The sequence below is a fragment of the Acinetobacter sp. ANC_7504 genome, from assembly GCF_056779995.1.
The window spans coordinates 56261-79769 of record NZ_JBWYIZ010000008.1 but is presented as its reverse complement, the minus strand read 5'-3'; the positions used below and the strand labels follow the sequence as shown (position 1 = coordinate 79769).

The following is a 23509-nucleotide window of genomic DNA, read 5'->3' as shown; positions in this document are numbered from 1 at the left end:
AAACTCTGCTCAGATATACACATTTTGTTAACGAAACTATGACTGCAAAAAACTTATACGCCTACACTTTACAACCCGTTCCTTACGAGGTTACTGAAGCTGAACAACGCCATGCGCAACTCGCAATCTGGCGCAGCACAAACAAAATTGGAACTAAAGCTTGGGCTATTATGGGTGCAATTACTGCGCTTGCAATTTTGGGTCTAATTTTTATTAAAAATTACTCTACTGTATTTTGCTGGGTGGCTTTAGTCTGTGTGCTGACATACTTTTTAGTGCGAAAGTTTGGACTAGAATGGTACGCTAAACGTAAAATGAATGAGTTTCCAGTACAAGAAATTACTGGAATTAAATTAGGTGTTCAGCCTCACGGTATCGTGATGCGTCAAAAAATGGGACTACAAGAAGGTGTAGGTTCAATTGGTTGGAAAGATATCTATGAGTGGTATAACACGCCAGATTTCATTCTGGTGAACTTTAAAGTTAAAGGTCAGCAAGGCGCTTATATCTTGCCAAAACGAATGAACAGCAAAAACTTCTCTTTCGAGACCATCCGTAAACATCTTAAAGAAAGCGTAGGTGAGCCAAAATCACTGTAAATACGGCTTTATATTAAAACCTCCGACTTTGGAGGTTTTTTTATCACAATTTTTTATATGAGAATGAGAATAAATATTATCTTCAAATACATTCCACTTTTTTTGAGTTAGGTTATAATCGCACCATTCAAAAATTCCAATTCACTCAGACCCTTATGTTCAAGAAAATATTTTTCCAGTTACACTGGTTTTTCGGAATAACAGCAGGCCTTATTTTGGCACTTATGGGTGTCACTGGGGCAATATATTCTTATGAGCAGCAAATTATCAAGCTGATCAATCAGGAAAGTTATACGGTTGTTGCTGAACAACGCCCAAAATTAACACCAGCTGAAATTTATCAACATTTCCAGCAGGAGCATCCTGATCTTAAAATCAATAGCATTACGATTGCTGCTAAACCTACTGACTCATCGAGTATCAATGTTGCGAAGGAAGGCGAACGTCGTGGTTTGACCATGATGATCAATCCCTACAGTGCTGAATTACTTCCTGAAATTAAAGGTCGAAAATTCTTTGCATTCGTACAACAACTTCATCGTAACTTAACAGTCGGACCTGTTGGAAAACAAATTACCGGTGCATGTACACTGATTCTTATTTTCTTTGTCCTCAGTGGCTTATATCTACGTTGGCCGAAAAAACACAGTTTCAAACAATGGTTTTCAGTTAAACCCAAATTAAAAGGTCGAAACTTTATTTGGGATTTACACGCAGTCGTTGGAACATGGGTGGCCATTTTCTATCTCATGTTGGCTTGCACAGGTTTATATTGGTCATATGACTGGTGGCGCAACGGCATGTTTAAAGTGCTTGGTGTTGAGCGCCCGCAACCCCAAATGCAAGCGGGAGGTCCTGGTTCAAATGCTGGACCAAATGCTCAACGTGAAGGACGTGAAGGACGTGAAGGACGTGAAGGACGTGAAGGACGTGAAGGACGTGAAGGACGTGAAGGACGTGAAGGACGTGAAGGACGTGAAGAGCGTAAATCACTCCAAACAGAACAGATTCACTTTGCGCTCAACCAATCTTGGTCTACTTTTAATCAACAGTTTAAAAATCAATTTTCTTCCGTAACCTTCACCATTCCTAAACGTGCAAACGGTGAATTAGAACTGAGTTTCGTTGATCCTGTTCCGCAACATGAACGTGCTCGTAACAAAGCGACTGTCGACTTAAATACGAATCAATTGAAAGATGTTGAATTGTACGAAGACAAAAAGCTCAATGAAAAAATCATGAGCAGCATGTTACCTGTACACCGTGGCAGCTTCTTTGGTCCTATTTACCAGTTCTTCGCGATGTTAGCTGCACTCGCTATGCCGTTATTCTTTGTGACGGGTTGGATGCTCTACCTCAAACGCCGCAAGCAAAAACAATTGACCCGTGAAGCGAAGCAAAATTTAGCAGTGGTTGATGTTGATCCAAATGCCAAACCTTGGCTCATCGCTTATGCAAGTCAAACTGGTGTATCCGAGCAATTGGCTTGGCGTACAGCTTCAATTCTGCAAGCAGCACGCCAACCCGTCACTGTTAAATCAGTGCAAAGCCTGACCACTAATGAGCTACAAACAGCATCTCAAATTCTAGTGGTCGCGAGTACTTACGGTACAGGTGAAGCTCCAGACTTAGCTGCAAGCTTTGAAAAGAAATTGATGTCTCATCCACTGAATCTAAGTCATGCTCAATTCGCAGTTATGGCACTTGGTTCACGTGAATATCCTGACACTTATTGTAGTTTTGGTCATCGTATTTATGACTGGTTCAATGCATCTGGTGCAACTCCCCTCTTTAATGTGATTGAAGTGGACAATGCCAATAACCAAGATATTCAAAATTGGACAGATGCACTCGCACAAGCTGCTCAATTGGAATTAGCAACACTATCTATTGATAAAGTCTTTGATCAATGGAAACTTCAAAAACGTACACTGCTTAATCCAAACAGTTTGGGTCAACCAGCTTATAATTTAGAGCTTGAGTCTGATCACGACGCGATCTGGCAAGCTGGAGATATTGCGGAAATTCAACCCGGCAATAGCATTGAACGTATTCAAGCATTTTTACAACAGCACAACTTAGATGAGGCTTTAGTTCTCGCAACTACAGGTCAAACCTTAGTTGAAAGCCTGTGGAATAAAAATTTAAATAGCGAGATTCAGCCATTTGCTACAGCTGAGGAACTCGTTGAGCAGCTTGAAAATTTACCTACTCGTGAATATTCGATCGCAAGTATTCCAACTCAAGGCATGATGCGCTTGGTGGTACGTCAACAACGTGATGAACAGCAGCAACTCGGCTTAGGCTCAGGCTGGTTAACACATCATGTTGCGGTTGGTAGTCAGGTACAACTTCGTATTCGAACCAATGAATCATTCCATTTAATTGATGATAATCGACCGATTATTTGTATCGGTAACGGGACAGGAATCGCAGGTCTAATGAGCTTAATTTCAGCTCGCGTACGTTTGGACTACACTGACAACTGGCTCATCTTCGGTGAACGCCAACGCGAATATGATTTCTTTTATAAAGAAACAATCGAAGCTTGGCAAAATACAGCGATGTTAAAGCGTATTGATCTCGCGTTCTCTCGAGACCAACCAGAAAAAGTCTATGTACACCATATTCTGCGTCAAAATGCGGATGAAGTCGTTAAATGGATTCATCAAGGTGCTGTCATCTATGTGTGCGGCAGTATCAATGGTATGGCAAGCGATGTTGATCTAGCCTTAATTGAAATCTTAGGTGACACTACTGTAGATGAATTAAGACAAGCTGGTCGCTACCGTAGAGACGTTTACTAACACGGTTATTATGATCAAAACCGAGCACGATTTTTATTTAATCTGCTCGGTTTTTTTATGCGCTATACTTTTTCGCATTTCCCACTAGTGATGACATCGAATGTATATAAGGATTTTAAAATTTTTCGCTTGGTTAATAGCATTGATACTATTAATCGATGGAATCATTTTAATCAGTCAAAATAAAATTCATTTAGGTACTGTACTTCCAGCATTTATTGGCATAATGATTATTGTATGTCTGTTTTTTAATAAGAAAATCGAACACTACCGTTTGAATCATTCTAACTTTAACTTGTTTTGGAAAATGGGATGGACAATTTTTTCCATCTGGTTAATCAGCTTGGCTATTTTTTTTAATTTTTTAGCTAAATCAAATCATTCCCCCATCATGAATACACCACCTGATGCGATTATTATTTTGGGTAGTGGTTTAATCAATAACCAACCCTCCCCAACGCTTCAGGCTCGATTAGACCAAGGTGCAACGATCGCCGCTCAATATTCCAGTAGTTCTATTATTGTAACTGGCGGTTTAGGTTTTGATCAGAAAATTACTGAAGCTGCAGTGATGAAAGCATATTTGATCGACAAGTATCGTATTCACCCACAGCGTATATTTGAAGAAAGTCAAAGCACCAGCACCGAACTCAATCTAAAAAACAGTGTTCCGCTGCTAAACAAAATAGACTTAAACCAAGATAGTCATATTGTAGTTGTGACTAGTGATTTTCATACACCACGTGCTGCAGCCATTGCCCGATTTCAAGGTTATACCCAAATCACATCAGTCAGTGCTGAAACTCCTTTAACCACACGATATAACGCATGGCTTAGAGAATATTTTGCTTATATTAGTGGTTGGATTTTAAGAGAATACTAAATTTTCTATTTATCATGTATTCGGATTTTTCGAGGCGAAGGAACCCCTTCTCTATTTAATTTTTCAGGTTGATCGATCGATAACTGGTATAGATAAGCTTTTAGGTCAATTAGAAATTGTCGCCCCGATACCAAAACATTTTGACCTTCTGGCATCAAGTTAAGTGACAAATGAGTATTGTGTTGTCGAATATAAGGAACAACTTGTTCAATAAATGGTATCAGTTGGATTTCCTCCACATGATATTTTTCCCACTTATCACGAACCAATAATTGTGCCATACCTTTACTTTGCCAAACAGCAAGCGTGCGCTGACCAGATGGAGTGGAGCACAATGCCCAGCCATCATTATATAAACTATAAACTTTAGCCTGAGCGACAATTGTTTCCATAAATTGTTGGTATTGTTCTTTTGGAGAGACAACTGTAGAGGCAATAGAGGTACTTGAAGGCTTACGCTGGTATGGATTTCTCATAATTCTATTATAAACATGAATTCATCATATTTTATATAAATTATAGAAACTTAAAAGACTTTTTATAGAAAGAATATGGTGGGCGCTGACGGGATCGAACCGCCGACATTCTGCTTGTAAGGCAGACGCTCTACCAACTGAGCTAAGCGCCCTTGAGGAATAAAAATAGCACCGCTATTTTTAAGATGCAAGAAAGAAATCTTGCTGATTTAAACCATTATATCTAGACAAGGGATCTAGAAAATGGCGCAGCGGACGGGACTCGAACCCGCGACCCTCGGCGTGACAGGCCGATATTCTAACCAACTGAACTACCGCTGCAACGGTAACTGCTTACGCAATTAGGGTCATATAAGCTTTGCAGCTTGAATATGGTGGGCGCTGACGGGATCGAACCGCCGACATTCTGCTTGTAAGGCAGACGCTCTACCAACTGAGCTAAGCGCCCTTATTAGGCTTTGATTTTTAGGATGGCGCAGCGGACGGGACTCGAACCCGCGACCCTCGGCGTGACAGGCCGATATTCTAACCAACTGAACTACCGCTGCATCACAAAAAATCTGGTGGGCGCTGACGGGATCGAACCGCCGACATTCTGCTTGTAAGGCAGACGCTCTACCAACTGAGCTAAGCGCCCTTAATAAGGTCATTACATAAAATGGCGCAGCGGACGGGACTCGAACCCGCGACCCTCGGCGTGACAGGCCGATATTCTAACCAACTGAACTACCGCTGCACTTATGTAATATCTCTATTAAAGTACAAACAATCTATTAAGTTTAAAGTGGCGCAGCGGACGGGACTCGAACCCGCGACCCTCGGCGTGACAGGCCGATATTCTAACCAACTGAACTACCGCTGCACTAAAACTTAACGTAAAGGCTTGGTGGGCGCTGACGGGATCGAACCGCCGACATTCTGCTTGTAAGGCAGACGCTCTACCAACTGAGCTAAGCGCCCTTTACGACTTCATCGTTTGTGTGGTGCATTATAGAGAATCCTCAGATACTGTCAAACGCTTTTCTACAGGTTTCTCAGTTTTTCAGTTTGAATGATTAAAAAATAGATCATTTCTCTTGAAAAATCGCTTTTTTGTCTATTATTTGCCTGATTAGAGATATGTTTTTATTTTTATTCAAAGTTTTTATCACAACACATTTTACGATTCTGATTTAAATTTGATCCAATTGGATCTCTTGTTCTGAAATATAGACTAAAGCGCCTTCGTCCAATATATCAAATAGCTCAATGACATCTGCACTGTGCATTCGAATACATCCATGTGATTTAGGAATACCTAAAGGTTCTGACTCTGGCGTACCATGAATATAGATATATCGATTATAGGTATCACAACCCTCCCCTTGATTAAAACCAGGTTCTAAACCTGCTAACCAAAGAATTCGAGTTAGAATCCAGTCACGTTCTGGAAATTGCTCACCAAGTTCCACATCATAGATCTCCCCAGTCCAAATACGTGCTTTAAAAACAGCATTGATTGGGTGGTCATCGCCAATTTTTTGTTCAATGCGATGCCATCCTCTTGGTGTTTTACCTGAATTTTCCTGTTCACCTATACCGTTCAATCCAGTAGACACCAAATAGCTTTTTTTCATACGTGGTACATATAGAACTTGTTTCGCCATATCAATCAGGATATCCGCCTGACTTAGGGTATAACTTTCAAGATTTGGGTTCATACAAAACTCAGCGTTAAATTATTTTTAATCATTTATTTAAACAATATTTTTTGATTCAGGTCTTAACCACAACCAAATCGCGACAATTAGCATGGTGAGATTCGTAAAAATTTTTACTAAATCAGGAGCATTGGTATAAAGCATAAGAATACCGCTGATCAACATCATCATCGAGGCGAGCCATTTTGCTTTGCGTGGAACCGTGCCATGCTCACGCCAATTTCGCAGTGTAGGTCCATATTTAGGATGATTGAGTAGCCAATCATCAACCTGTGGCCAACCTTTTGAAGCAGCCCATGCGGCAAGAATTAAAAAGACTGTGGTTGGCAATCCTGGCAATAGCGCACCAATAAAACCTAGAGTCACAAAAATAATGACCAAGCTCCGCCAAAACACGATTTTCATACCGCAACTCATTCAGTTGAATCTCACTAGTATATATGCTTTTGTGGTAGTGTCTGATTGTAAATTTATTTTCAATTTTGAATTCTAGTTGGAGAAACGGTGCAATCTGATTTTTATGAGCCATGGCAGAACTTTCATCATACAATTGTACGTCAACTGGCTTTTGTCATCGCAAGTCCTAATATTATTCGTTTTGCGCCTAAAGAATTAACGATCGTTCATCCTTTTGAATTGCACCATGAACAATTTTGGCAAACTCAGTACGAAAAATATATCTCCAGACTGCATGATCTAGATCAAAACCCACAAGAGCTGATTGATTTTATTCAGCAACTTAAAAGTACGCGTCTAGGTTTGCGCTTTGAATATTTAATGTGGTTCTGGCTGCAAGATGATCAACGCGATCAAGCTGATTTTTCGCTGTTAGATCACAGTGTTCAAATCATTGACGGCCGCCATACTTTGGGTGAAATTGACTTTGTGATATTAAATCATCACACCCAAGAAATTGAACAATGGGAAGTTGCACTGAAATTTTATTTAGCAGAACAAGACTTTCAACTTCAACATTGGTACGGATTAAATCGAAGCGACACTCTATTTAGAAAGCTCAATCATTTTACGCAAAAGCAATTTCAATTTACTCAAGCCAATACTTATAAAATTGATCGAAAAATTGCGGTGATGAAAGGTCAACTCTACTTTCCGTATCATACCGAACTTCAAACCTTACCTAACTGGGTCAGCCCACATCGTCGTATAGGCACATGGGGATATCAATTACGATCATCTTTTTATCGACTGGAAAGACAGGAATGGATTTGTCCGAATGCAAGTCAGACTTCAAATGAAGCACATTGGTGGAGTAATGGGCTTTATCACAATGTACAAACAAATCAGTTTTATATGTACCGTCAACCAGCTTTAAAGCTCCCTTACGTGTAGTTCGTGTAATAAAAAAATGTATCGAATACAATTAATAACATTCTGATAATAAAACTCTCATATTCTTCTAAATGATTAATTTTTATTCTGATTAAGCATCAAAATAATTTACAATCATTGGAGATAATGATGAAAAAAGTATTAGCCGCTTCATTCGTAGTTGCATTTGTATTAACTGGTTGTAATACATTCAAAGGTTTTGGACAAGATGTTTCAAAAGCTGGGGAAACTGTAACAAATACTGCTGAAAAAACTTCAAACGAAATTCGTAACAACTAATTCGAAGTTGAAGCTAAAAGCCCTATTTTTTAATAGGGCTTTTTTTATTTAAATTTGATTTCCTTGAATGATTAATATTTTGCATCAAATTCAACATACTTTATGATAGATCGACTTTGACCAATTCGATTTCTCTCCATGACCCAATCTGCAACACTCGATTTAAGCTTACAATTACTTCGCCAACCTTCAGTGACTCCAGTCGATCATAACTGTCAAAATATTATGGCTGATCGATTATCAAAGATTGGTTTTAACATTGAAAATATGCGTTTTGAAGATGTAGATAACTTATGGGCTCGTCGCGGGACTGAATCACCTGTGTTTTGTTTTGCGGGTCATACTGATGTTGTTCCTACAGGCAATCTAGAAGCGTGGAACTCCGATCCATTCGCCCCAGAAATTAGAGATGGAAAGTTATACGGGCGTGGCAGTGCAGATATGAAAACGGCGTTGGCAGCCATGGTAATTGCCTCTGAACGTTTCGTTGCTAAGCATCCAGACCACAAAGGTTCGATTGCTTTTTTGATCACTTCAGATGAAGAAGGTCCATCTATCAATGGAACAGTGAAAGTTGTAGAAACTTTAGAAGCACGCCAAGAAAAAATGACATGGTGTTTGGTCGGTGAACCGTCAAGTACGAATACTTTAGGTGACATTGTTAAAAATGGCCGTCGTGGGTCTCTCAATGCCAATTTAACAGTGAAAGGTAAGCAAGGGCATGTGGCCTATCCACATTTGGCAATTAACCCAATTCATACAGCCTCAAAAGCAATTGCTGAATTATGTGAGACAGAATGGGATCAAGGCAATGAGTATTTCCCTGCAACGTCTTTCCAAATCTCCAATATTTCTGCTGGAACGGGTGCAACCAATGTTGTGCCTGGCACGATGAACTTATTATTTAATTTCCGTTATTCTACAGAAGTTACTGCTGATGAATTAAAAGCACGTACACATGAAATTTTAGATCGCCACGGCGTTGAGTATGATATCGAGTGGATACTATCAGGTTTACCATTCCTTACCCCTGTTGGAGAGCTCGTCAATGCTGCCAAAAAAGCGATTTTGGATGTGACTGGTACGACAACAGAATTATCAACCAGTGGTGGTACATCAGATGGCCGCTTTATCGCACCAACTGGAGCTCAGGTACTCGAACTGGGAGTACTTAATGCCACAATCCATCAAATTAATGAACATGTTGAAATCGCACATTTGGAACCTTTAGCTGAAATTTATGAAAAAATCTTAATTGAGTTATTGGCATAACGCTAAAATTTAAGAGCAACGAAATATAAAAAAGGATGCGAATGCATCCTTTTTTAATTCGCTTAAAATACTTCAATCCTGTTTTAAAAGCTGATTGATCTGCTCAATCAACACTGCTTCTTGGAAAGGTTTACCCATATAAGCCGATACACCAAGCTCAAGAGCATGTTGTTTATGCTTATCCCCCACTCGTGAAGTGATCATAACCACAGGTAAGTTCTGCAAATGTGGTTGATTTCTCAGCCATTGCATCACTTCAAAACCATCCATTCTTGGCATTTCAACATCAATTAACATTAAGGCAGGTGTTGAATGCTGTAAATGTTCAAGTGCTTCAATACCATCTATAGCTGTGACAATCTGGTAACCATAACGCTCAAGTAGTTTAGATGTTACTTTTCGAACTGTGACCGAATCATCAACCACTAAAATCGTAGGTGCTTCATTGTCATGCTCTAAATTTGAGAGCTTCGACTCTATATGTACAGACCAATCCTCCTGAGTGAGATATTGAACCACACGATTTACATTTAAAATTGGGCAAATTTCTCCACTGCCCATAATGGTTACACCGCTGAGATAATCAATTTGATGGATCAGCCTCCCAGTCTGTTTCACAATAATTTGTGAATTAGTTCCTAAGACTTCATCAACGAATAAAGCCACAGGTTGAGACTGGTGCATATTCACCAAAATCACTGGAACTTTTTGGGTTTCTGAATATGGTGAGTTTCTTTTTATATTTTGATTTAACAACACGAAGTCAGCCAAATCGTTTAATTGATAACTTGCTTCATGCACCCTCAACAACTGACTCTGTTGTTTCGCGTGATTTAAATCATGTCTATCAATCATTTCAACACGTTGTATTTGATGTAATGGTAAGGCAAAGAATTGATCTGCAACTTTTACCATCAACGCTTCAGTAATAATTGAAGATTTAGGAATTCTGATTTCAAAACAAGTTCCTTGTCCTCTTTCCGAAGTAACATGAACATGCCCACCCAGTGCCTGTATTTCACTTTTTACGACATCTAAACCGACACCACGTCCTGAAACCGTTGTTAATTTTGCAGCAGTGGTAAAGCCTGGTCTAAAAATCAATTGTAACAGTTCAGTTTCAGAATATTCCCGTTCAGTATTGAGCCAACCAAATTCAACAGCTTTTTGCTTAATCTCTTGTGAATCAATTCCTCGACCATCATCCTTGATCAAAATACTCAGCTCATTGTGATGATTCACCAGTGTCAGTTGCATAACTGCTTGTTCAGGTTTATTTAATTTCAACCGCTGTTCTGCTGACTCAATTCCGTGATCAATCGCATTACGCAGAATATGCTCAAGTGAGGTAATCAACTTTTCAAGAATACTACGATCTAATTCGATGTCTGCATGTTCAATCTGTAACTGAACAGATTTATTCAGATTCATCGAAAGTTGCTTGCATAAGCGTTCAAGACGCATTTGTATCGTCTTGAATGGTACGACACGAGTACGCATCAACGAGTGTTGGATGTTGTTTTGTATTCTTGCCTGCTGAATCAATATACTTTCTGCAGATTGAAGCTTTTCAAGCAGAGAGTTTCTGATATCTAACAAGTCTGATGTTGACTCTGATATAGATTTAGAGAGTTGATTGAGTGATGAATATTGATCCATTTCTAAGGGATCAAACCCATGCTCGGCGGAATTATGTGATCTACGTTGTAATAAAATTTGGGATTCTAATTCCCCTTCCATCCGTCTCAATTGTGAAGTAAGGCGCTGAATGGTTTGATCCATTTCTACCAAATTTGACCGATATGATTTTAATTCTACTTCTACTTGCGAACGTTGAATCAAATCCTCCCCAATCAAATTAAGGGTTGCTTCAATTACAGCAGTAGAGACTGAAAGTGTCTCGTTCGCTACGGCAGATTGCACGAACTTTTGCAAATTACCACTCATTGGAGGCGGTAAAACACTCTTCTTAGCGTTAGATGGTTCATTCTGATGTGAGTTTTGCTGAATGTAAGAAGAGTCAAACTTTGATGAATTATTATGCGTAGTGACTAAATCACTTAAATTGGTTTCAAGGTCCGCTGATAAAGTTGAATGAATACTAAAATCTGAAGACATGTGGTGAGTGATATCATTTTGCATCGAATGTACTAAGTTCAGCTTCGAGTCACCACCCTTAAGATTTAAATGTCCAAGCTCAATTAAACCCTGAATAAGCCTTGATGCCTGCTCCACCGGATAATCGACAGACTCAACTTTAATGATATTGACACGCCTTACCAAATCCTGCTGTAAGGCTTTAATCAAAATAATGAAACTTTTTATATCAATTTGTTGCTCTGAAATGAGTTGAAGATATAAAGATTCAAGCTCATGGATTAGATTTGCAAAGTAATCTGCTTGCAACATGTATGCACCACCTTTCAACGTGTGCAATTGCCGCATAATTTTTTGGATACACGTAGCATCTTCTTGATACTCTAACCATCTATTGAACAAGTCTTCGATTTGAGACAAGATTTCTTCCGCTTCCTCGACAAAAAAACCACTTACTTCGCGATCTAAGCCCTGTTTTGCTTTCGCTGAATCTTTGAGTGCGTAATCTATATTGAGTAATGTCAGAATTGTTTCATCTAAGGAGCGAGCAGATACTTCGCTCTCCTGCTCTATAGTGGAAATGCAATTCGATTGATTGGAAAAGCTGAAGTATTCATGATTAAGTTGTTTTAAATCACCTAATAGCTGCTGAGAAACTTCATTATTTTGAGCAAATTGACCTATAGCGAGTTCATCAAATATTTCTAAGAGTTTTTCATGCCCTTGTTGTAAAACTCGGTAGACATTTGAGTAGGCAATTGAATTCGGTTCTCTTGCAATGTTGAAGTGAATTGAACTCAAAATTTCTGAAATTTTTTGAAGGAGATCAAAATCAACTTTAATGGCAAATTTAGCAATTGAACTGAGTTGTTGACTCAGTAAGCTCGAACGTTCAGTAGTACGTGTAGAGCTAAAGAGGTTAGAAATACCATCTTGTACAAAGGTATCGATAAGGAAAACATCTTCTACACCCAAATCTACAATTTTCTTGAGTAACTCTTGCGGATCAAGATTTGGATCGTTCTGTGTAATCTGTTCTGAGAAGTCTCTCAATGCGATTAAAAAAGTATGCTCTAATGCCTGAAACTGTTGTTGTCTCGTTACGTTGTCACCTGTTGTTTGCAAGCTTTCTAAGTAATACTGGATTAAATCAATATACTGCGTTGTGAGCGCTTGCAATTCTTTATTGTTGGTATCAAGAGATGGATTACGTTGTATTATTTTTTCGAATGACTGACTCAATACTTCAATTTTCTCAAGTCCAACAATTGCAGAACTCCCCCTGAGAGAATGGACAACACGAGCAAGCGTATCCACCTGAAATTGTTGATTGGATTTATCCAACATATCTTGCAGGGATTTCAATTGTTCTGAAGCTTCAGCATAAAAACTTTGCAGAACCTCGTTATCCCATATTTGAGTATTCTCAATTGTGGCTGCTGCTGAGAGTGAATTTGAGTCATTCAAACAATGACATTCAATCCTGAAATCTAGATCTAGCTGTGTGAGATGAGCGTTGATCGCCAACAAAGGATGCAATGATTGATCTATGATATTTGAATGTTCTAATTGCCGACCTAAAAGCAATAGAGGTTTAACATCTAATTGAATCGCTTGTTTCACTGTTAAACTAGGCACAATGATGTAGCGATATATACGAGAGATCAGCTCAACATACTCAAGGACCAGTTGACTCCATGAACGTTGCTGATCAAGCCTAATATTCAGTATTGTCTCAACGGTCCATGCAAGCTCAGAAACTGAGTTGAATCCAAGCATTCGACCTGAACCCTTTAAGGTATGAAAATTACGGCGCAATGCTTGCCAAATATTTACCTGTTCTAAATCATTCGATAAGACTTGAAGATTTTCTGATATTTCTAGAAGTAATTCCTTAAGCTCTTCAGCAAAGGTGGTAATAAGCTCCTCATCTTCAAAATTTGATTCATCCTGAGGAAGCTGCATATCTATATATGCACGATAGAGTGCTTCTGAAAGATATAATTGTATTTTATTAGGATTATTATTTTTCATGGCTCAATCACTCAGGTAATTTAAAGTTTGCAACTGATTTCCTTAAAGAATCAGCCATTTGAGTGAGTTCTGCTATCGATTGTGCAGTATCTAAGGTTGAAGCATGATTTTCTCGTGTGACATCTTGCACAAGCGACATTGTTTTCGCAATTTGACCCGCAGCAGCTGACTGAACTTTTGAGGATGCTGAAATATTCGCAATCAGTTGAGCCAACTGTTTTGAAATCAACTGAATATCTGCAAGTGCTGCTCCTGCATCTTGAGCAAGTCCAGTCCCCTTAACCACCTCAGAAGTTGTTTGCTCCATAGAGCGAACGGCCTCATGCGTATCTAATTGAATATTTTTTACCAATATCTCAATATGTTTGGTCGCAGCAGTTGAACGTTCAGCTAAACGCTGCACCTCATCAGCAACACTAGCGAAACCTCGTCCAGCATCGCCTGCCATTGCGGCTTGAATGGCTGCATTTAAAGCCAACAGATGCGTTTGCCCTGCAATGTCTTCAATGGTTGCAACAAAGTTTCCAATCTCTTGAGTAGATTCACCCAGCCTTTTAATTTTTTTAGATGTTTCTTGAATCTGCCCTCGTATTTGATCCATTCCATCTATTGATCGTTCAACCACTTCCCCACCCTTCGCTGCGATAAGTACAGCGCGCTGAGCAACTTTTGCAGATTGCGCTGCATTTTCATAAACGTGATCAATTGAGTCCGCCATGTCATGAATGGCGAGCGATGTATTTTGGATTTCACGAGCTTGCAGCTCTGAAGATTGCGCCAATTGTGAACTCATGTGCTGAGTTTGATGAATATATTGGGTAACTTGTTGAGAAGCCTGATTAATTCTCATCACCAAATCACGCAAATGATCAATCGCTACATTAATTGAATCCGCGATTGTCCCCGTAAAATCTGCAGAAACCGCAGCATATTTGGTCAAATCGCCTTCAGCTAAATCCCCAATTTCATCTAAAAGCCGATAAATCGCCGTTTGATTCTTCTTATCTTTATCCACTAGCTCCATCAAACGCAGACGATCTTCTTGGCTTCTCAAAATAAAAAGTTTAATCACTGCAAAGGTGAAGCTCGATAAACTAATCAACAATAAGAGTGACAGTAAAATCAGTAACCACGTAGAACCTGTGCGAATTTCATTGAGGGCTACTTGAATTTTTTGTAACTGAGACTCCGTGATATTGCTTTGAGACTCTAACCATAGTCGATCTACTTCATTTAAAGCCGGACTATAAAAATAAACTGATTTTACATTTTCAAGTTGTGAACTAAAAATAAGCTGAGAGTTTTTGAGAATCTGTAATGTATAATCTGTAGGATTATCCTCAAACTGTTGAGTCTGAATAATCATCATTTGATTGAGATATTTCAGTTCCCCCACCCCACGACTTTGCTCTACCGTGCGTGGGAGATTAAACATAAGAAACAATAAAATCAGAAAAGCACAAACGAGGCTAATAATAGCCATGATTAAATAAGACTTCGTTTGGGCAGATTGCCCAAACAGCTCTGAAAACTGTTCAAGTTTTAACTTAAGTGAAGCTTTCCATCCCTGTGTGTTGGAATCTGAATCATTCACATTCCGACTGGTCTTTTTTAACCGTAAACTCACTCAGCTCCCCCAAAAAACTATTGCTGACTACACATTAAATTGAATTTGATGTGAACATGTGCTTTAGACGATCATGCTCATATAGCAGACTCATCATCAGCACAGCTACAGGTGTTGAATGATCGAGAAAATAACCTTGGCAAAACGATCTATATGGTTCTGCGATCAAATCCGAACTGGTGCTATAGGTATTATTCTTATAATGTTTTACACCAAGGACTTCATCCACAAGCAATCCAACACAGTCTTGCCCCACGTTAAAACATAAAATTTTAACATTAGCGTGTAATTGTGTTGATTTACTCAAAGCAAATTGCTTTAGATCTAATACGGACAGTACTCGACCTCGCAAATTCGCCAAACCTAAATACCACGGCGGCGTAAGTGGTAATGAGGTAATGCTCATTAAAGGGCTAACCTCCGCAATATCACCAAGTGGGGTAATAAATTGCTGCTGCTCAACTTTAAAACATACACCAGACCAGAGGTCCTGATTTTGCACATCACGGTACTCATTTGCTTGAGCCGAATTAGCATTACTGGCTTGCGTTAACCAGTGTTGTTGATCACTTTCATCTTGAATGATCATGCTGTGCCTGTATTTAAATATTGCTGAATGACATCAAGTAATCTTGATTCATCTACAGGTTTGATCAGGTAGTCGACAGCGCCTTGTCTTTTGCCCCAAATTCGATCCGTATCCTGATCTTTGGTACTGACAATGACAACTGGAATATGCTTCGTTACATCAGCTCTTGCAATTTGCCTCGTCGCTTGAAATCCATTCACACCAGGCATCACCACATCCATAAGTACAAGATCTGGTTGCTCTGCTTGCGCTAAGGTAACACCATCTGCACCATTGGTTGCTTCTAGCACTTCATAGCCATTTTTGGACAGAATTTCTTTAAATCTAAACATTTCTGTTGGAGAGTCATCTACCACTAAGATACGTGTCATATTTTGTTTTCCCAGTACTTAACGTGAAGCGACAAGTTTACGAATCGCATTCAATAGCTCATCTTTACTGAATGGTTTCGTGAGGTATTCATCAGATCCAACAACTCGTCCTTTTGCCTGATCAAACATCCCATCTTTACTGGATAACATGACCACTGGAATATGTTGGAAATTTTGTGAGTTTTTTAACAATGCGCACGTTTGATACCCATCTAAACGCGGCATCATAATATCTACAAAAATAATATCAGGTCGAGTTTCAGCAATTTTAGATAATGCTTCAAATCCATCTACTGCAGTTACAACGTCATATCCTTCACGCTGTAATAAAGTTTCTGCGGTCCGACGAATCGTTTTTGAATCATCAATGACCATCACTTTAATATTTTGCAGATTATCATCCATTGAATGATCCTTCCTGAGATGAGATTTAAAGAAAAATGAAACGCTTAATTTAGAGAATAACCATTATTTTCTAACATAACATTACATTGATTTTCAATGCAGTTGAGTACTCGCGGAGAGATTGTGTCACAAAGCTTCAGAGAATTTAAGGGTGAATCAGATTAAGCGTAAATTATTTAACGGTTTATATTTATAAATTTACCAAAACCACATAAAATGCTTGTTATTAAAAGCAAAAATTAAAAAATTGAATTGATATCACGGGGGCCAATTCCAATGTTTAATCTTTCGCACAAATCAAGAATTGGGTTAAAGCATCTTCATCATAAAACATTCTTAGTAATCATGATGACATTTGGTTTATGTATCAGTGAAGCAATTGCAAATACCACAGTGACCAAACCGTCTTGGTATCGTTATTATGATAAAAATGGCGTAGCTAATATTAGTAGCTCGGTAACACCCGAGCATATTCGTCACGGTTATGAAGCACTTGACCGTAATATGCAAGTGATTAAAAAAAATCGACCTTATGATGCCGATAAAGAACAGCAACAAAGTGCTGTACGTACGCAACAAGCCAAACAACATGAACAAGATTTACGCTTAAAACGCGCTTACGGTTCTAGTAAAGTGGCTGCGAACAAACGTGATGATATGTTGAAAAACATCAACCAACAAATCACCTTTCAAAAACAACAGTACCAACAACTGGAGCAAGATCGAATATTGTTTAAAAAGCAGGAACAGACCTATATCAAGAAAGGGAACCCTGTCCCTAAAAACTTACAAGATCGAATCACTTATAATGCACAGAATATGAGTAATATCCAAAAAAATATTGAATCTTTACAAACAAACTATCGAAATACTCAGTCACAATACGACAATATTATCAAGCGCTTAAAAACTCTTGAATAAAGAAGAGTTTGTCTGAATGGAAAGGAATTATCACATGCCGAATGCGACTCGACACAGCAGTCAGTTTAAGAAATATCTCGTATTAGGAACGCTGTGTACGAGTTGTCTTTTAGCCGCTTGTCAAAAAAATGACGAAAGTGTACAGCCAACCTCATCCACCCCTCAAAAAATTGAATTAATACAACAGGACTTAGTCAAAGTTGAAAATGGGGTCTCAAATCTAAAATTTGCTTTCACAGGCACCATACGCGCTGTGAATCAAAGTACAATTCAAGCGCAAGTGACTGCCACTGCTAGTCAAGTCTCTGTACAAGTCGGTGAAAGGGTGAGTAAAGGACAAGTCTTGGTACGTTTAAATAATCAAGATAATGCAGCCCGACTCGCACAAGCTCGCGCTAATCTTGCTTCTGCACAAGCGCAGGCACAACAAGCTGCAAATATGGTCACTCGAAAAAAACGACTTTATGATCAAGGATTTGTTTCTAAGGTTGAATATGAACAAAGTCAAGTGGAGCATAAAGCTCAACTCGAAACTGTACGAGCTCAGCAAGCAAATGTGGATATCGCACTGAAAGCCGATGCTGATGGATTAATTCGTAGCCCCATTTCTGGCGTGATTACCAAACGTCAAGTTGAACCTGGTCAAACCGTTTCAATGGGTCAAACACTATTTGAAATCGTAGATCCACAAAAATTAGAGATTCAAGCAAAACTCCCTGTCGAATCTCAACATGCGCTCAACATTGGAAACAACATTGAATATAAAATTCAAGGGACTACCCAAAATTATACTGCCAAGTTAACACGCATTTCCCCAATGGCCGATCAAATCAGTCGTCAGGTTGAGTTTTTTGCTCAACCAAATGAATCAATCAATTCACTGAGTATTGGTGCTTTTGTCGAAGGTTTCATTTTAGATGACAAACAAATTCAGGGGCAAAAAGTTCCTCTTGATACTATTCAAGATGCAGATGGCAAACCTTATCTGTGGATCATCCGTGATCAGAAAATTCAGAAAGCCAATATTCGAATTCTGGATCGACAACCCAACGAGAATATTGCAATGATCAGTGGTCTTCAGCCAACGGATTACATCAGTAGAATTAAGTTTAATAATGATGACTTAAATAAAACAGTCTCAATTGCTTCAAAGTAAGACAGGATCTGAACTATGTGGTTAACTCGAATCAGTGTGAAATATCCTGTCTTTACGATCATGATGATGCTATGCCTGATGGTATTGGGCTTATCATCATGGCAACGAATGGGAGTTGAAGAATTCCCTGATGTCGATTTCCCATTTGTGGTCGTGTATACCACTTACCCAGGTGCTTCTCCTGAAACTGTTGAATCTGAAATTACCAAAAAGATGGAAGATCAGATCAATACGATCTCAGGTGTTAAACAAGTGATATCGCAGTCGAGTGAAGGACTCTCTACAATTATCACTGAGTTTAATTTGGATGTTCCTTCAACCGTTGCAGCTCAAGATATTCGAGACAAAATTGCGCCAGTGACAGCTGAATTTCGTGATGAAATTACTGATCCTATTGTTGAGCGCTATGACCCTTCCGCAGGTGCCATCATGTCGGTGGTATTTGAGTCTGAGAATATGTCACTCCGAGAGCTCAGCTCTTATTTAGATCAAAAAATTGTTCCTCAATTGAGAACTGTTCGTGGGGTAGGTACAGTTAATCTGCTAGGTGACTCGCAGCGTCAAATTCGTATTGAAGTTAATCCACAAAAATTACAAAGTCTTGGTGTTGGCGTTGATCAAGTCATTAACACACTAAAAGGCGAAAACATTGAAGTCCCTGGGGGCACACTCAAACAGTCAAATTCAGAGCTGGTTGTTGAAATTAAATCAAGAGTAATTCATCCCCAATCCTTTGGGGATCTCATCGTCGCGAGTAAAAATGGCACGCCAATCTACTTAAAACAAGTAGCTGAAATTTACGACAGCCAAGCTGAACTCGAGTCGAGTGCATTCATTAACGGTCAAAATGCTGTCGCGTTGGATATTCTCAGAAGCTCTGATTCAAATGTAATTGATGTTGTAGATGCGGCTTATAAAACACTAAACCGTATAGAACAACAACTCCCGAAAGGGACAACATTGAAAGTAGTTGTCGATACATCTCGAGGCATACGAGCAAGTATTGGTGATGTTGCCCGTACAATTATTGAAGGTGGTGTACTTGCGGTTGTCATCGTTCTACTGTTTTTAGGTTCATTTAGATCGACGATTATTACAGGCCTTACCCTGCCAATCGCCTTACTTGGTACATTAACGTTCATTTGGGCTTTTGGTTTTACCATCAATATGATGACTCTTCTTGCCCTGTCTTTAAGTATTGGTCTTCTTATTGATGATGCAATTGTGGTACGTGAAAATATTGTCCGCCATGCTGATATGGGGAAAGATCATGAGACTGCTGCTTTAGATGGAACCAAAGAAATTGGGCTGGCAGTTCTCGCAACCACTTTGACTATTGTTGCGGTGTTCTTACCAGTTGCATTCATGGGCGGTATTATCGGTCGTTTCTTCTACCAATTTGGCGTGACAGTGAGTACCGCCGTACTGATCTCAATGTTTGTCAGTTTTACGCTCGATCCAATGCTCTCAGCTCACTGGGCTGAACGTCATCATCCAAATAAAAAACCGAGCGCATTGAAACGCTTCTTCAATGGGATCTCAAATAAACTTGATTCATTAAATGAAGTGTACGAGAAGCTGCTAAAACTGGCTCTAAGATTCCGCTTTCTAACAATTATCGTTGCTGTTGCTTCACTGTTTGGCGCGCTCGCGCTATCAAAAATGGTGGGAACAGAGTTTGTACCAGTTCCAGATAAAGGTGAAATTCGGATCAAATTTGAAACGCCCGTAGATGCTTCACTCGAATACTCTCAGGCAAAGTTAAAACAAGTTGAATCTATTATTCGACAGCATCCAGAGGTTAAAGGAACGTACGGCGTTATTAATGGGGTGACTGATCGCGGGAAAAACCACGTAAGCATCCGAGTCAGTTTAAGTCCTCGCCAAGAGCGCTCTCAGACACTGACTGATTTAACCAATGAGTTTCGTGATCGACTACAAACAGTGGCGGGTATTACCCTCACCTCTATAGCTTCAGCGGATGAAACTGTGTCTGGTGGTCAAAAGCCTGTCATGATTTCCATCAAAGGGCCTGAGCTAGATGAATTACAAAAAATTTCTGATCGCTTCATGGTGGAAATGGCAAAAATTGATGGTGTCGTCGATTTAGAAAGCTCGCTCAAAGAGCCTAAACCTACCCTTGAAGTGCATGTAAATCGTGTACTTGCAAACGATTTAGGATTATCAGTCAGCCAAATTGCCAATGTGATCCGCCCTCTCCTTGCTGGTGATGATGTAACGACGTGGAAAGACGAAAAAGGTGAAACCTATGATGTCAATTTGCGCCTCTCTGAAGATCAACGTACGCTTCCAAGTGACATCAATAATTTATATTTAAAATCGCAAAAAGTGGATGCGAATAATCAACCGATCTTGGTTCCGCTCTCAAGCGTAACAAGCACACAAGAAAGTTATGGTGCATCTCAAATCAACCGTCGTGATTTAGCACGTGAAGTCATGGTTGAAGCCAATACTTCAGGTCGACCTGCAGGTGATATTGGTCGAGATATTAAAGCATTACAAGATAACTTCGAGATGCCTGCCGGCTATGGTTTTGAAACACAAGGTGCAAACGCAGATATGGAAGAATCGATTGGGTACGCTGTTACAGCTGTTACACTTTCTATTGTATTTATCTATATTGTTTTAGGCTCTCAATTCAATAGTTTTATTCATCCTGCGGCGATCATGGCCTCATTACCATTGTCATTGGTCGGGGTATTCCTTGCATTATTCTTATTTAACTCAACAATGAATTTATTTTCCATTATTGGCATCATCATGTTAATGGGATTAGTAACCAAGAATGCAATTCTCCTCATTGACTTTATTAAGAAAGCTATTGATCGCGGTGAGACACGTTTTGATGCCATTATTGCTGCAGGTAAAACACGACTGAGACCCATTCTGATGACCACGAGTGCGATGGTCATGGGTATGGTGCCATTGGCATTAGGCTTGGGTGAAGGAGGTGAACAAAGTGCTCCGATGGCGCATGCTGTCATTGGGGGCGTCATTACCTCTACCCTGCTGACCTTAGTTGTCGTTCCCGTTATCTTTACTTACTTAGATGACTTTAAGAATTTTATGGTACGTCAAACACGAAAATTCATGTCATAATGTAGAGAATTGTCATGAGGTGTCATTCAAAATGCTCACCTCATTTTTTATCGTATAATCTTATGCTTTAACGCTCATTATTAGGACAAATTCCATGCGCGCGAGTCGCTTTTTATTTGCAACGTTAAGAGAAACCCCAAGTGATGCTGAAGTAATCTCTCATCAGCTGATGCTTCGTGCGGGTATGATTCGTAAATTGGCTTCAGGATTATATTCTTGGTTGCCAATGGGCGTACGTGTGTTAAATAAAGTCGAAGCGATTGTTCGCGAAGAAATGGACCGTGCTGGTTCACTACAAGTATTGATGCCTGTGACCCAACCAGCAAGTTTATGGGAAGAATCTGGTCGCTATGTGCAATATGGTCCAGAACTTTTACGCTTTAATGACCGTCATAACAACCCGTTTGTTCTCGGCCCTACACATGAAGAAGTCATTACTGATTTAGCGCGTAACGAACTCAAAAGTTATAAACAATTACCCGCTAATTTCTACCAAGTTCAAACTAAATTCCGTGATGAAGTTCGTCCTCGTTTTGGCGTTATGCGCTCTCGTGAATTTGTGATGAAAGATGCTTACTCATTCCATGCAGATCAAGCTTCATTACAAGAAACTTACGACACGATGTACGATGCCTATTGCCGTATTTTTACTCGTTTAGGTTTAGACTTCCGTCCAGTTCAGGCGGATACAGGTTCAATTGGCGGTTCAGGTTCGCATGAATTCCATGTATTGGCATCTAGCGGTGAAGATGATATTGCATTCTCAACTGAATCAGATTACGCAGCCAATATCGAAATGGCTGAAGCGATTCTTGTAGGTGAACGTGCTGCACCAACTCAAGAATTAAAAATTGTTGAAACACCAAATCAAAAAACTATAGCTGATGTATCTGCTTTCTTAGGTACCGATGCAAAACAGTCTGTCAAAGCTTTGTTGGTACAAGGAATCGCTGAAGAAGGTAAAACTGCGCCTGTCGTAGCACTATTCCTTCGTGGGGATCATGAGCTAAACGAAATCAAAGCTGAGAAACATCCGCTGATTGCATCACCACTTACATTTGCAACTGAAGAACAACTGAGTGCTTTAGGCTTAACCGCTGGTTTTGTTGGTCCTCAAGGTCTGGTCGAAAAAGGGATTAATGTCATCGTTGACCGAGCAGCGTCAGTATTGTCTGATTTTGTTGCAGGTGCAAACGAAGCAAACAAACATGCGACGGGTGTGAACTGGGAGCGTGATGCTCAATTCACTGAAGTTTATGATCTTCGCAATGTTGTTGAGGGTGATCCATCTCCAGATGGTAAAGGTGTACTTCAAATTAAACGTGGTATTGAAGTTGGTCATATTTTCCAATTAGGTCAAAAATACTCTGAAGCTCTGGGCTGCAAAGTATTAGGTAAGGATGGTAAACCATTCACTGTAACAATGGGTTGTTATGGAATTGGGGTGACTCGCGTAGTCGCGGCTGCCATTGAACAAAATTACGATGAAAAAGGAATTATTTGGCCTGCTGCTATTGCACCTTTCCATGTCGCAATCGTTCCGATGAATGCTCATAAATCACCTCGTACTGTAGAGGCTGCTGAAGCACTTTATACAGAACTTCAAGCTGCTGGTTATGACGTGCTTTTAGATGATCGTGATGAACGACCAGGCGTTAAATTCTCCGATATCGAAATTACAGGTATTCCGCACCGTATTGTTATCGGTGAAAAAGGTTTAGATGCTGGTACTTTTGAGTACAAAGGTCGTTCTGATACTGAATCAAGCAACCTGAGTAAAGAAGAAATACTCGCTAAAATCGCCCAATAATTTGAGCATAAAA

The 23509-nt window shown here is 39.6% G+C and carries 17 protein-coding genes, 8 tRNA genes and 1 pseudogene; 10 read left to right on the top strand and 16 right to left on the bottom strand.

Translation table 11 applies throughout. The features are described from left to right. Positions 1-38: 38 nt before the first annotated feature. The 3 genes from AC1M9F_RS09835 (at position 39) to AC1M9F_RS09825 (ending at position 4289) form a co-directional block, all read left to right on the top strand. Positions 39-599: a YcxB family protein gene (locus AC1M9F_RS09835; RefSeq protein ID WP_035268336.1), complete on the top strand. Its 561-nt coding sequence runs from the start codon at positions 39-41 to the stop codon at positions 597-599. 155 nt (positions 600-754) lie between these two features. After that, positions 755-3406, top strand: coding sequence for a PepSY domain-containing protein (locus AC1M9F_RS09830; RefSeq protein ID WP_481597664.1), 2652 nt, complete (start codon positions 755-757; stop codon positions 3404-3406). A 100-nt stretch (positions 3407-3506) separates the two neighbouring features. After that, positions 3507-4289, top strand: a complete 783-nt coding sequence (locus tag AC1M9F_RS09825) for a YdcF family protein (protein WP_481597663.1) — start codon at positions 3507-3509, stop codon at positions 4287-4289. Positions 4290-4294: 5 nt separating this feature from the next. On the opposite strand, the gene AC1M9F_RS09820 is transcribed toward AC1M9F_RS09825, so the two are convergent. The 11 genes from AC1M9F_RS09820 to AC1M9F_RS09770 all read right to left on the bottom strand — a co-directional run bounded on the left by AC1M9F_RS09820 (position 4295) and on the right by AC1M9F_RS09770 (position 6870). Continuing rightward, on the bottom strand, positions 4295-4765 hold the full coding sequence (locus AC1M9F_RS09820; protein ID WP_035268330.1) for a DUF2750 domain-containing protein: 471 nt from the start codon (positions 4763-4765) through the stop codon (positions 4295-4297). Positions 4766-4841: 76 nt separating this feature from the next. Further along, positions 4842-4917 (bottom strand) — tRNA-Val (locus tag AC1M9F_RS09815). Between the two features lie 92 nt (positions 4918-5009). After that, positions 5010-5086, bottom strand: a tRNA-Asp gene (locus tag AC1M9F_RS09810). A gap of 51 nt (positions 5087-5137) precedes the next feature. Continuing rightward, positions 5138-5213: transfer RNA gene (locus AC1M9F_RS09805), tRNA-Val, on the bottom strand. 23 nt (positions 5214-5236) lie between these two features. Continuing rightward, positions 5237-5313: transfer RNA gene (locus AC1M9F_RS09800), tRNA-Asp, on the bottom strand. A gap of 13 nt (positions 5314-5326) precedes the next feature. Continuing rightward, positions 5327-5402, bottom strand: a tRNA-Val gene (locus AC1M9F_RS09795). A gap of 22 nt (positions 5403-5424) precedes the next feature. Next, positions 5425-5501 (bottom strand) — tRNA-Asp (locus AC1M9F_RS09790). A 49-nt stretch (positions 5502-5550) separates the two neighbouring features. Beyond that, positions 5551-5627, bottom strand: a tRNA-Asp gene (locus tag AC1M9F_RS09785). A 22-nt stretch (positions 5628-5649) separates the two neighbouring features. After that, positions 5650-5725, bottom strand: a tRNA-Val gene (locus tag AC1M9F_RS09780). Positions 5726-5937: 212 nt separating this feature from the next. Then, positions 5938-6465, bottom strand: coding sequence for a cell wall-recycling L,D-carboxypeptidase ElsL (gene elsL, locus AC1M9F_RS09775; RefSeq protein ID WP_481597662.1), 528 nt, complete (start codon positions 6463-6465; stop codon positions 5938-5940). Between the two features lie 36 nt (positions 6466-6501). After that, the gene (locus AC1M9F_RS09770) at positions 6502-6870 is read right to left on the bottom strand and encodes a YbaN family protein (protein WP_035269059.1); all 369 of its coding nucleotides are present in this window, start codon (positions 6868-6870) and stop codon (positions 6502-6504) included. Positions 6871-6969: 99 nt separating this feature from the next. Between AC1M9F_RS09770 and AC1M9F_RS09765 the strand changes: the two genes are divergently transcribed. The 3 genes from AC1M9F_RS09765 to dapE all read left to right on the top strand — a co-directional run bounded on the left by AC1M9F_RS09765 (position 6970) and on the right by dapE (position 9366). Next, the gene (locus AC1M9F_RS09765) at positions 6970-7815 is read left to right on the top strand and encodes a DUF1853 family protein (RefSeq protein ID WP_481597661.1); all 846 of its coding nucleotides are present in this window, start codon (positions 6970-6972) and stop codon (positions 7813-7815) included. 126 nt (positions 7816-7941) lie between these two features. After that, entirely contained in the window at positions 7942-8094 is a 153-nt protein-coding gene (locus AC1M9F_RS09760; RefSeq protein WP_092766976.1) for an entericidin A/B family lipoprotein, read from the top strand. Between the two features lie 138 nt (positions 8095-8232). After that, complete coding sequence (dapE, locus tag AC1M9F_RS09755; RefSeq protein WP_481597660.1) at positions 8233-9366, top strand: succinyl-diaminopimelate desuccinylase; 1134 nt, start codon at positions 8233-8235, stop codon at positions 9364-9366. A gap of 72 nt (positions 9367-9438) precedes the next feature. On the opposite strand, the gene AC1M9F_RS09750 is transcribed toward dapE, so the two are convergent. From AC1M9F_RS09750 to pilG, 5 genes and pseudogenes are all read right to left on the bottom strand, one after another. Further along, positions 9439-13497 (bottom strand): hybrid sensor histidine kinase/response regulator, encoded by a 4059-nt coding sequence (locus AC1M9F_RS09750; protein WP_481597659.1) that lies wholly within the window; start codon positions 13495-13497, stop codon positions 9439-9441. 7 nt (positions 13498-13504) lie between these two features. Continuing rightward, positions 13505-14629 (bottom strand): annotated as a pseudogene (locus tag AC1M9F_RS09745) (methyl-accepting chemotaxis protein); the annotation flags it as partial. Between the two features lie 529 nt (positions 14630-15158). Continuing rightward, complete coding sequence (locus tag AC1M9F_RS09740) at positions 15159-15713, bottom strand: chemotaxis protein CheW (protein WP_481597658.1); 555 nt, start codon at positions 15711-15713, stop codon at positions 15159-15161. Continuing rightward, a complete protein-coding gene (locus AC1M9F_RS09735; protein WP_035269071.1) occupies positions 15710-16084 on the bottom strand; it encodes a response regulator in 375 nt (124 codons plus the stop codon). The genes AC1M9F_RS09740 and AC1M9F_RS09735 overlap by 4 nt, the downstream gene beginning before the upstream one ends. A gap of 18 nt (positions 16085-16102) precedes the next feature. Then, positions 16103-16489, bottom strand: a complete 387-nt coding sequence (gene pilG / locus AC1M9F_RS09730; protein ID WP_035269072.1) for a twitching motility response regulator PilG — start codon at positions 16487-16489, stop codon at positions 16103-16105. A gap of 348 nt (positions 16490-16837) precedes the next feature. Here pilG and AC1M9F_RS09725 point away from each other — a divergent pair, with 348 nt between their 5' ends. The 4 genes from AC1M9F_RS09725 (at position 16838) to AC1M9F_RS09710 (ending at position 23496) form a co-directional block, all read left to right on the top strand. Continuing rightward, entirely contained in the window at positions 16838-17410 is a 573-nt protein-coding gene (locus AC1M9F_RS09725) for a hypothetical protein (RefSeq protein WP_481591663.1), read from the top strand. 34 nt (positions 17411-17444) lie between these two features. After that, positions 17445-18566 carry an efflux RND transporter periplasmic adaptor subunit gene (locus AC1M9F_RS09720; RefSeq protein WP_481591618.1) on the top strand — a complete coding sequence of 374 codons (1122 nt, stop codon included), beginning with the start codon at positions 17445-17447 and terminating at the stop codon, positions 18564-18566. Positions 18567-18581: 15 nt separating this feature from the next. Further along, complete coding sequence (locus AC1M9F_RS09715) at positions 18582-21686, top strand: efflux RND transporter permease subunit (RefSeq protein WP_481597657.1); 3105 nt, start codon at positions 18582-18584, stop codon at positions 21684-21686. 94 nt (positions 21687-21780) lie between these two features. Next, the gene (locus AC1M9F_RS09710; protein ID WP_481597656.1) at positions 21781-23496 is read left to right on the top strand and encodes a proline--tRNA ligase; all 1716 of its coding nucleotides are present in this window, start codon (positions 21781-21783) and stop codon (positions 23494-23496) included. Positions 23497-23509: the final 13 nt, after the last annotated feature.